This window comes from Pseudogulbenkiania sp. FW507-F1 (assembly GCF_058781125.1).
In genome coordinates this window covers 1-8,784 of record NZ_JBYSWM010000026.1, presented here as the reverse complement: position 1 = coordinate 8,784, position 8,784 = coordinate 1, and the positions used below count along the sequence as shown (strand labels likewise).

The 8,784-nt window shown below is 66.4% G+C and carries 11 protein-coding genes; all 11 read right to left on the bottom strand.

Annotation, left to right across the window (positions count from 1 at the left end):
* Window positions 1-168 precede the first annotated feature (168 nt).
* Window positions 169-687, bottom strand: coding sequence for a GFA family protein (locus AC3WG5_RS15330; RefSeq protein ID WP_492569382.1), 519 nt, complete (start codon window positions 685-687; stop codon window positions 169-171).
* Window positions 688-893: 206 nt separating this feature from the next.
* A complete protein-coding gene (locus tag AC3WG5_RS15325) occupies window positions 894-2,198 on the bottom strand; it encodes a type II toxin-antitoxin system HipA family toxin (RefSeq protein ID WP_492569381.1) in 1,305 nt (434 codons plus the stop codon).
* Window positions 2,195-2,485 carry a helix-turn-helix domain-containing protein gene (locus tag AC3WG5_RS15320; protein WP_008954176.1) on the bottom strand — a complete coding sequence of 97 codons (291 nt, stop codon included), beginning with the start codon at window positions 2,483-2,485 and terminating at the stop codon, window positions 2,195-2,197. Before AC3WG5_RS15320 ends, AC3WG5_RS15325 begins: the two co-directional genes overlap by 4 nt.
* A gap of 240 nt (window positions 2,486-2,725) precedes the next feature.
* On the bottom strand, window positions 2,726-3,310 hold the full coding sequence (locus AC3WG5_RS15315) for a HupE/UreJ family protein (RefSeq protein ID WP_492569380.1): 585 nt from the start codon (window positions 3,308-3,310) through the stop codon (window positions 2,726-2,728).
* Window positions 3,303-3,938, bottom strand: coding sequence for an urease accessory protein UreG (gene ureG / locus AC3WG5_RS15310; protein WP_492569379.1), 636 nt, complete (start codon window positions 3,936-3,938; stop codon window positions 3,303-3,305). Before ureG ends, AC3WG5_RS15315 begins: the two co-directional genes overlap by 8 nt.
* 18 nt (window positions 3,939-3,956) lie before the next feature.
* Window positions 3,957-4,640, bottom strand: coding sequence for an urease accessory protein UreF (locus AC3WG5_RS15305; protein WP_492569378.1), 684 nt, complete (start codon window positions 4,638-4,640; stop codon window positions 3,957-3,959).
* On the bottom strand, window positions 4,637-5,134 hold the full coding sequence (ureE, locus tag AC3WG5_RS15300; RefSeq protein WP_482581808.1) for an urease accessory protein UreE: 498 nt from the start codon (window positions 5,132-5,134) through the stop codon (window positions 4,637-4,639). The genes AC3WG5_RS15305 and ureE overlap by 4 nt, the downstream gene beginning before the upstream one ends.
* A gap of 80 nt (window positions 5,135-5,214) precedes the next feature.
* Window positions 5,215-6,915 (bottom strand): urease subunit alpha, encoded by a 1,701-nt coding sequence (gene ureC / locus AC3WG5_RS15295; RefSeq protein WP_492569377.1) that lies wholly within the window; start codon window positions 6,913-6,915, stop codon window positions 5,215-5,217.
* Complete coding sequence (locus tag AC3WG5_RS15290) at window positions 6,912-7,217, bottom strand: urease subunit beta (RefSeq protein WP_008954170.1); 306 nt, start codon at window positions 7,215-7,217, stop codon at window positions 6,912-6,914. The genes ureC and AC3WG5_RS15290 overlap by 4 nt, the downstream gene beginning before the upstream one ends.
* Window positions 7,218-7,371: 154 nt before the next feature.
* Window positions 7,372-7,674: an urease subunit gamma gene (gene ureA, locus AC3WG5_RS15285; RefSeq protein WP_492569375.1), complete on the bottom strand. Its 303-nt coding sequence runs from the start codon at window positions 7,672-7,674 to the stop codon at window positions 7,372-7,374.
* Window positions 7,675-7,695: 21 nt separating this feature from the next.
* Window positions 7,696-8,556 carry an urease accessory protein UreD gene (locus tag AC3WG5_RS15280; RefSeq protein ID WP_492569373.1) on the bottom strand — a complete coding sequence of 287 codons (861 nt, stop codon included), beginning with the start codon at window positions 8,554-8,556 and terminating at the stop codon, window positions 7,696-7,698.
* Window positions 8,557-8,784: the final 228 nt, after the last annotated feature.

The following is an 8,784-nucleotide window of genomic DNA, read 5'->3' as shown; positions in this document are numbered from 1 at the left end:
CTTCCCAAGAGGAAGCCCCCGCCTCACCTGCCCGCGGCGCTTCAGCCAAGCCCAAAGCCTGCGAGAGCGTGTGGCTCCAGCTTCATGCTTGCGCTATTAACCGAGACCGGCGACGTGGTGCGCGACGCGGCGCACAGGGAATGCCACGAAGTTGGGATAGCCCGCCAATTAGGCCCGCTGACGCCCGGCTTGATAAGCCTGAATCTGTGGGAGTATCGCCAGGCGCCGCTCCAGGCTCGCCGCTGACCAGTACTGCGCGCGATCGTAGTACTCGGTAAAGGACGGCACGGTATCCGGAATGATGACCCAGGGCTGCTTCGTTGAGGTGTAGATATGGATGTCCGGCGGGAGCAAATCCGGATTGTCCAATGTGCCGACACGCACAAAGCGCAGTATCGGCCCCGAACCGGCATAGCTGCTCCACACCGCCACGTGGCACCTGGGGCATCGAGCAATCTTTTGCCCCTGGCCGCTTGCCGATGGGGTGTCGACAACCTCAGGCTCGCCAGACAAGTGCGTGACTCGGTCGGCTTCAATCATGGCATTGAGGGCGAAGGAGGCCCCGCTCTCTCTCTGGCACCAGCGGCAGTGGCAGCAGTGCACGACCAGTGGCGCGGTTTCGATGCGATAGCGAACGTGTCGACAGTCACAACCGCCTTCGGCGGGGAAATGCTCGGTATTTGCCACTTTCCTTATCCCTCCCTATGAAGCTGACCGCGAGTAAGCGAACCGGCCGGGTCCGTATCAGCACGTGATATTCATGCCGGCATTGTGCTCATGCAATACCTTGATGAGTAAGGCGTTGCCGGTTGTGGCGCCTGCATGACCACGACAATGGGCCCCATGCCAGGAAAAGCCCGGCGGGGCTCCCGGGACTCAAGCAAGCGTGACGCTCAATCGAAATCCAGCCCCAATGTTTTTGCATAACGGTCGGTTTCCTCGGCCGGCATCCCCGCGCTAATCAGATACTCCCGCCACTTGCCCCGCACCAGCCCCCGCATTTCATCAAGAACGCTTTCCGCCTCGTGCCGTTCGTAGCCGTAGTGCAGCGTGGCGGCGAGAAGCAGGTCGGCACGGCTGGAGGCGCTCACGAGCCGGCGCTGCGCGTGCTTCCTGCCGCGCGTGGGCTCGTCGAACAGGTAGGCCATGGCGTGGCCCGGCACGATGCCGGCGGAGCGTTGTGCCACCATGTCGAAGGCCGGCGACAGTCCCCATTGGTGCGGGTCCATGCTGCCGCACAGCAGGCCGTGGTTACGCGGGTGGTCGTCGGTGTTGCGGATCAGCGAGTTGAAAACGATCCGCCGCCACAGTTCACGGAGGTTGGCGCGGTAGCGCTCGCCGTCCCCGCACCAACGCATCATGTGGCCGGCCAGCGCCACGTAGCTGCGCGCGTACATGGCCGGGGTAAAGCCTTTGGTGGCCAATAGGGCCTGGTCTTCCCTCTTCTCCTGATGCTGATCCAGCCGGGCGACGGACCAGGCGCTGACGTAGCCGGTGCGGGTGAATCCCGTGCCCTGCGCGTGACGGTCGAAGCGTTTGACCAGCAGCGCGTAGCGATGCGGCGCCGGTTCAATCACTTCCGCCTCGCAGGCGTCGATGCCGCAGTCCCGCGCCAGGCGCAGCATGGCCAGTTCCAGTTGCGGCAGGAAGGGATCGTCGCCGCGCTCGGGAAACTTGGCGATGTATTGCACGCCGTCTCGCTCGAGGGTCAGTTTCGGCTTGGCGCCGCCCAGGCTGGTGCCCTGGAACACCGACTGCATGACGCGCTCCCGGTGCCGCTGGCTCGCCGGGTCCTGTGCCTCCGGCAGGTCGGCCAGCACGGCCTGGAACGCCGCGAGCGACATCGTCTCGAAGCGGTCCGGCGTCAGATGGCCGAGCACGATGTTGCCGGCGCCATCGGCGGGCCCCAGGGTCAGGGCGTCGAGACGCGATACTTCTCGTTCCAGGCGGCGCTCAAGCAGCATGTGGCCCCAGTCGTCGGGCCCGCTGTCGAGCATGATCGGGAAAATCGGGTCCCGGCCGGCGATCTTGTGGGTGGCCTTGCTGACGGGCATGTCCGGCGCCAGCGCGGGGCCGCCTTGCTCGCGGTAGCCGTCGTCGTAGTGGAACCGGGAGACCCTGGCATCGAGCGTGAACGCCCCCGCCAGCGACGAGACGGCCTGACCGGGCAGCCAGACATGGACCGGTGCCTCGCTCATGGTTTTCCCTTCTCCAGCGCCAGAACGTCATCTTCCGGCACCGGCAGGAAGGTGCCCGGCACGTCGAGCAGCCAGACCGCCCGGGCGTAGTGTCCGATCTGCGCCGAGTCGCGGCCGTGTTCGATGGAGACGTAGGTGGTCTTGGAGATGCCGAGCATCTCGGCGACTTCGCGTTGCGACAGACGGCGCTCCTTCCTGGCCTGGGTGATGCGCTCGCCCAAGGCTTCCAGGGCGAACCGGGCCTCTATCGGGAGCGGGCTCAGCTTGAGCAGGTTGCGTTTTGGCATGGAGTTCAACCTATTGGTCCAATTCACCGATTATGGACTAATAGGTTGGTCTTTTCTATGTCCTGTGGTGTGATGGCTCCACGTCGTGCGCTATGGGGCGCGGTGCGCTGCCCGGCGATGCTTGTATCAATCTATTGTCCCAAATTGCGACTTTTGGACCAATAGGTTGTTCTTTTTCTGGCGAGTGGGCATAAAAAACGCCCCATGTCGGGGCGTTCTGTGGTGTTGGACGGGGTGGGTTCAGATCCAGCCGCCCAAGAGGGCCACGCCGCTGGCCGAGATCGCCACGCCGGCGCCGCGCACCAGCAGGCGGCTGGCGCGCACGCGCGCCTGGCCGGCGCCCAAGAGCAAACCGGCGGCGTGCAGCAGGCCGGAGGCCAGCACGAAACCGGCGGCATACGCCAGGCCGGAGGCGCTGCCCGGCATTTCCAGGCCATGCGCCATGCCGTGCAGCACGGCGAAGACGCCGATCACAGCGAGCGCGGCGGTACGGCCCGGCTGCGCGGCGAAGGCGACCAGCATGCCGGTGGCCACCACCGAGGCGGCGATGCCGGTTTCCAGCCCGGGCACGGCCAAGCCGGCCCAGCCCAGCGCGCCGCCCACGGCCAGCATCAGCATGAAGGTCAGCGGGCCTTGCCAGCGCGCGGAGCCGCCGATCTGCCACGACCACAGGCCGACGGCCAGCATCGTCAGCAGGTGGTCCAGACCCGAGAACGGGTGGACGAAACCACTGTCCAGGCCGCTGACGCCGTGGCCGGGGTGGGCCTGGGCGGCGGCGCTCAGGGCCAGCAGCAGCGCTGCCGGGATCAGGGAGTGTTTACGCATGGGTGGTTCCTTCCTTGTTAAGTGTCAGCATGCCTTTGTCTTCGATGAAGCGAATGATGTCCTGCAGCCCCTGCCCGCTCTTGAGATTGGAAAACACGAACGGCCGCTCGCCGCGCATCTTTTTGGCGTCGTGCTCCATCACCTCCAGCGAGGCGCCAACCAGCGGCGCGAGATCGATCTTGTTGATCACCAGGAGATCGGACTTGCAGATGCCCGGCCCGCCCTTGCGCGGGATCTTGTCGCCGGCCGAGACGTCGATGACGTAGATCGTCAGGTCGGACAGTTCCGGGCTGAAGGTGGCGGCCAGGTTGTCGCCGCCGCTTTCGATGAAGATCACGTCGAGGCCGGGGTGGCGGGCGTTGAGCCTGGCCACGGCTTCGAGGTTGATCGAGGCGTCTTCGCGGATCGCGGTGTGCGGGCAGCCGCCGGTTTCCACGCCGATGATGCGGTCGGGCGACAGGGCTTCGTTCTTCACCAGGAATTGCGCGTCTTCCTGGGTGTAGATGTCATTGGTAACGGCGGCGACATTATAGATATCGCGTAGCGCCTTGCACAGCGCCCAGGTGAGATGGGTCTTGCCGGAACCGACCGGACCGCCGATCCCGACGCGCAGCGGGGCTTTTTGCATGATGTTCTCCTTAGGTTCTCAAGACCGGAACAGCCGGCTGTACTGCGTTTCATGTTTCATCGCCACCCAGGCGAGGCCGGGGGCGAAGTTGCTGAGTTCGTCTTCGGGCAGCGTGCGTGCCGTTTGCACGGCGGCGGTCAGTTCCGGCAGCAGCGCCGACAGCAGCCGCTGGCCGGCGGTCTGCCCCATCGGCATGGCCTTGAGCAGCACCATCACCTGGTTTTCCAGCCAGCCCCACAGGTAGCCCGTCACCACGGCGTCTTCGGCCAACCCCAGCGTGCGTGCCGCCACCGCCCACGCGACCGGCACCGCCACCGGCGCGTCGGCCAGGGTGGACGGCCAGGGCTGGCTTTGGCTCTCGGGCAGCGCGGCGAGCAGCTGGCGCAGCGAGTAGCCCATCTGCTCGGTTTCCTGCCGCAGTTCACGGCTGTCGCGGCTCGCCAACAGGCGCTGGTTGATGGCGTCGAGCCCGGCCTCGTCTCCGGCGGCCAGCGCGCGGCAGGCCTGAGCCAGCAGCACCGCCTCGAAGCGGCTCAATGGCCCATGCAGCACGTCGTGCAGCCAGTGCCGGGCACTCTCGGCATCGTGCACCAGGCCGAGGTCGAGCGCGCTCTCCAGTCCCTGCGAATAACTGTAGGCGCCGATCGGTAGGCCGGGGCTGGACAGGCGCAACAGTTGCAACTGCGTGATGCCGCCATTCATGCGCCGGGCCCGTACTGGTGCAGCTTGGGGGCGTACTGGAACGCCGCCTCCTTGCCGTGCGAGTGATGGTGGCCGCCGCCGTAGGCGCCGTGCTCGGGGTTGAACGGCGCCGACAGGCGTTCGACCCGGGCGCCCAGTTGCAGCAGCATCTGCGCCAGCACCTCGTCGTCCAGCAGGCGCAGCCAGCCCTCGCCCACTTCGAGGTGAACGTGGCGGTTGCCCAGATGGTAGGCGGCACGGCACAGTTCGCGCGGGTTGGCGCAGGTTACGTGCAGCAGCGCTTCGGGTGCAGCGACGACGCGCACACGGCGGCCGTCTTCGGCCTGCAGCACCTCGCCGTGGCGCAGCGGCTGGCCGGCCTCCAGGAACAGGCCGACGTCCTCGCCGCTGCTGGCGGTGGTGCGCAGCCGGCTCTTGCTGCGCAGCTCGAAGCTCATGACGAGCTCGGCGTCCCAGAGGCTGGGGTCGTCGGCGCGCTTAGTAATCACCAGCATGGTGTCTCCTTCACGTAGCATCCAGGTGGCAAGGCGGACACACGGCGTTGTGCCCGCCCGCAAGACTCATCCCATCCCCGTCAGAACAGGAAGTAGCGCTGCGCCATCGGCAGCACGTCGGCCGGCTCGCACCACAGCAGCTGGCCGTCGGCCTTGACCTGGTAGTTCTGCGGGTCGACCTCGATCTTCGGCAGGTAGTCGTTGTGGATCAGGTCGGTTTTCTTGAGGCTGCGGCAGCCCTTGACCGCCACCAGCCGTTTTTTCAGCCCCAAAGCCTCGCCCACGTTGGCCGAAAGCGCCGCCTGCGACACGAAGGTGACGCTGCCCGCGGCGATGGCGCCGCCGTAGCTGCCGAACATCGGCCGGTAGTGCACCGGCTGCGGGGTCGGGATGCTGGCGTTGGCGTCGCCCATCGCCGCCGCGGCGATGATGCCGCCCTTGAGGATCAGGCTCGGCTTGACGCCGAAGAACATCGGCTTCCACAGCACCAAGTCGGCCAGCTTGCCGACCTCGATGCTGCCGACTTCGTGCGCGATGCCGTGGGTGATGGCCGGGTTGATGGTGTACTTGGCGAGGTAGCGCTTGATGCGGGCGTTGTCGTTGCCGGAGGCGTCGCCCTCGAGCGGGCCGCGCTGGCGCTTCATTTTGTCGGCGGTCTGCCAGCAACGCAGGATGGTTTCGCCAACGCGGCCCATGGCCTGGCTGTCGGACGACATCATGGCGAAGGCGCCCAGATCGTGCAGGATGTCCTCGGCGGCGATGGTCTCGCGGCGGATGCGGCTCTCGGCGAAGGCCACGTCCTCGGCGATGGCGGGGTCGAGGTGGTGGCACACCATCAGCATGTCGAGGTGTTCGTCGATGGTGTTGACGGTGAAGGGCCGTGTCGGGTTGGTGGAACTCGGCAGCACGTTGAGTTCGCCGCAGGCCTTGATGATGTCCGGGGCGTGGCCGCCGCCGGCGCCTTCGGTGTGGTAGGTGTGGATGGTGCGGCCCTTGAACGCGGCCAGCGTGGCCTCGACGAAGCCGGATTCGTTGAGCGTGTCGGTGTGGATCGCCACTTGCACGTCCATTTCGTCCGCCACCGACAGGCAGTTGTCGATGGCCGCCGGGGTGGTGCCCCAGTCTTCGTGCAGCTTGAGGCCGATGGCGCCGGCGCGTACCTGTTCCCTGAGCGGCTCGGGCAGGCTGGCGTTGCCCTTGCCGGTGAAGCCGAGGTTCATCGGGAAGGCTTCGGCCGCCTTGAGCATCTGCGCCATGTGCCAAGGCCCCGGCGTGCAGGTGGTGGCGTTGGTGCCGGTGGCCGGACCGGTGCCGCCGCCGATCATGGTGGTGATGCCGGACATCAGCGCTTCGTCGATCTGCTGCGGGCAGATGAAGTGGATGTGAGTGTCGATACCGCCGGCGGTGACGATCATGCCTTCGCCGGCAATGATTTCGGTGGCGGCGCCGATGACGATGTCGACGCCAGGCTGGATGTCCGGGTTGCCGGCCTTGCCGATGGCGGCGATGCGGCCGTTCTTGAGCGCGAGGTCGGCCTTGACGATGCCCCAGTGGTCGAGGATCAGGGCGTTGGTGATGACGGTGTCGGCCACTTCTTCGGCCAACCTTTGGCCCTGACCCATGCCGTCGCGAATGACCTTGCCGCCGCCGAACTTCACTTCTTCGCCGTAGAGGGTGTAGTCACGCTCGACTTCAAGAAACAGCTCGGTGTCGGCGAGGCGCACCTTGTCGCCGACGGTGGGGCCGAACATCTCGGCGTAGGCTTGCCTGCTGATTTTCATAGCGCCCCCATCACCTTGCCCTGGAAGCCGTACACCACGCGTGCGCCGGCCAGTTCGACCAGCTCGACGGTGCGCGTCTGGCCCGGTTCGAAGCGCACCGCGGTGCCGGCCGGGATGTTGAGGCGAAAGCCGCGCGCGGCCTCGCGGTCGAAGGCGAGCGCATCGTTGGTCTCGGCGAAGTGGTAGTGCGAGCCGACCTGGATCGGGCGGTCGCCGGTGTTGGCCACGGTCAGCGTGAGCGTGCTTCGGCCAACGTTGAGTTCGATCTCGCCGGGCGCGGCGAGGATTTGTCCGGGAATCATGCGTCTTCTCCTGGAGAGGGGCAGAACCTGTCGCGCGCAAACGTCAACACGGTGCGGCCACCGTACAGGAACCGGCATGTACGTGGTGTACATGAGGATTCCGAGCAGTGCCCAAGCCGTGATCGCGCCTGCGCCGCAGGGGCATGGCCCTTTCCTAAACGATGGGTTGATGGACGGTCACGAGCTTGGTCCCGTCGGGAAAGGTCGCCTCGACCTGAATCTCGCCGATCATCTCCGGCACGCCCTCCATCACCTCGTCGCGCGTCAGCAAGGTGGTGCCGTAGTGCATCAGTTCGGCCACAGTCTTGCCGTCGCGCGCGCCCTCCATGATGGCGGCGCTGATGAAGGCCACCGCCTCGGGGTAGTTGAGCTTGAGGCCGCGCCCACGGCGCCGCTCGGCCAGCAGGCCGGCGGTGAAGATCAACAGCTTGTCCTTCTCGCGGGGGGTCAGTTCCATGTTGTTTTCCGTTGTGTTGGTTCAGGTCGCCCAGATGCGCGGCGATGACGCCGGGCGGCCGTGGGTGAAGGGGTGGATCAAGGCGCGCAGCTGGCGCAGCCAACGGTGCGCGTCCTCGGCGGAGTCGCCGATGAAGCGTGCCAGCCAGACCTCGGGGAGTTGCGTGGCGGCGGCGCGGCCCACGGTTTCCACCTCCAGCGCAGCCTGATGCAGTTCATCCGGCAAGGCCGGGCCGGCCCAGACCAGGGTGGCGACCACGCTGTGGCCGGCCAGCCCCACCGGCGAGGCGAGCAGCGGACTGGCGCCGGGCAGCACGGCGTGCTCGCACCAGATCAGCCGGCCGTTGAGCTCGATCTCGACGCATTGGCGCCACTGCCCGTGGTCGAAGCGCTCACCACAGGCGGGGCGGCCGAGGCAGGTCACATCGCCGTACAGCAGCCGGGCGTCGCCCGCGAGCCGGATGCGGCTTTCCAGGCGCACGTCTGCGCCGGCGTAGAGGATGGTTTCCTGCGGCAGCCATTCCAGCCGGGCGCCGTCGGCCAGCGCGAGCGTGACGGACTGGCTGGCGGACCGGCCGAAACCGTCATACCACTTGGCGGCACCTGGGCTGGTGATCAGCACGTCGGCGCCCTCTTCCAGCGAGACGTCGATGCACAGCCGGTCGCCGCCGGCGATGCCGCCGGGTGGGTGCACGATGATGTGCTGGCACGTTCCAGCCGCATCGATGAAATGCTTTTGCACCCGTAACGGGCCGACATGGCGGCGCTGCACCGGAATCGTGCCGCCAGGCCGACGGGCATAGCCCAGTTCCAGTGCCGCATGCCAGCCGGTTGACAGGCTGGCGGGTAATCGCGATGACAAGGAGGCAGGCGCTCGTTCCATAGTCGTTTCAATCAAGCCGTGTTGAGACCGGTCTGAACACCACAGCAAATTTCATACCGGGTTGGAAAAATCCCGATCACACGGGTTGCCACACGCGCCGTACCGTCTGCGGCGGCCTCACCACCACATGACGTCGAGCTGACCAGCCAAAGCGGAGTGACAATTGCATAACCCTATTGGTATTATTCACACCCGCTGAGAGCCCCCCCCCTCCCTCTCTGCTTAGCC

Excerpts from the sequence above, each read along its gene's own strand:
- AC3WG5_RS15325 (WP_492569381.1), bottom strand. The coding sequence starts at position 2,198 with ATGAGCGAGGCACCGGTCCATGTCTGGCTGCCCGGTCAGGCCGTCTCG.
- AC3WG5_RS15320 (WP_008954176.1), bottom strand. The coding sequence starts at position 2,485 with ATGCCAAAACGCAACCTGCTCAAGCTGAGCCCGCTCCCGATAGAGGCC.
- AC3WG5_RS15315 (WP_492569380.1), bottom strand. The coding sequence starts at position 3,310 with ATGCGTAAACACTCCCTGATCCCGGCAGCGCTGCTGCTGGCCCTGAGC.
- ureG (WP_492569379.1), bottom strand. The coding sequence starts at position 3,938 with ATGCAAAAAGCCCCGCTGCGCGTCGGGATCGGCGGTCCGGTCGGTTCC.
- AC3WG5_RS15305 (WP_492569378.1), bottom strand. The coding sequence starts at position 4,640 with ATGAATGGCGGCATCACGCAGTTGCAACTGTTGCGCCTGTCCAGCCCC.
- ureE (WP_482581808.1), bottom strand. The coding sequence starts at position 5,134 with ATGCTGGTGATTACTAAGCGCGCCGACGACCCCAGCCTCTGGGACGCC.
- ureC (WP_492569377.1), bottom strand. The coding sequence starts at position 6,915 with ATGAAAATCAGCAGGCAAGCCTACGCCGAGATGTTCGGCCCCACCGTC.
- AC3WG5_RS15290 (WP_008954170.1), bottom strand. The coding sequence starts at position 7,217 with ATGATTCCCGGACAAATCCTCGCCGCGCCCGGCGAGATCGAACTCAAC.
- ureA (WP_492569375.1), bottom strand. The coding sequence starts at position 7,674 with ATGGAACTGACCCCCCGCGAGAAGGACAAGCTGTTGATCTTCACCGCC.
- AC3WG5_RS15280 (WP_492569373.1), bottom strand. The coding sequence starts at position 8,556 with ATGGAACGAGCGCCTGCCTCCTTGTCATCGCGATTACCCGCCAGCCTG.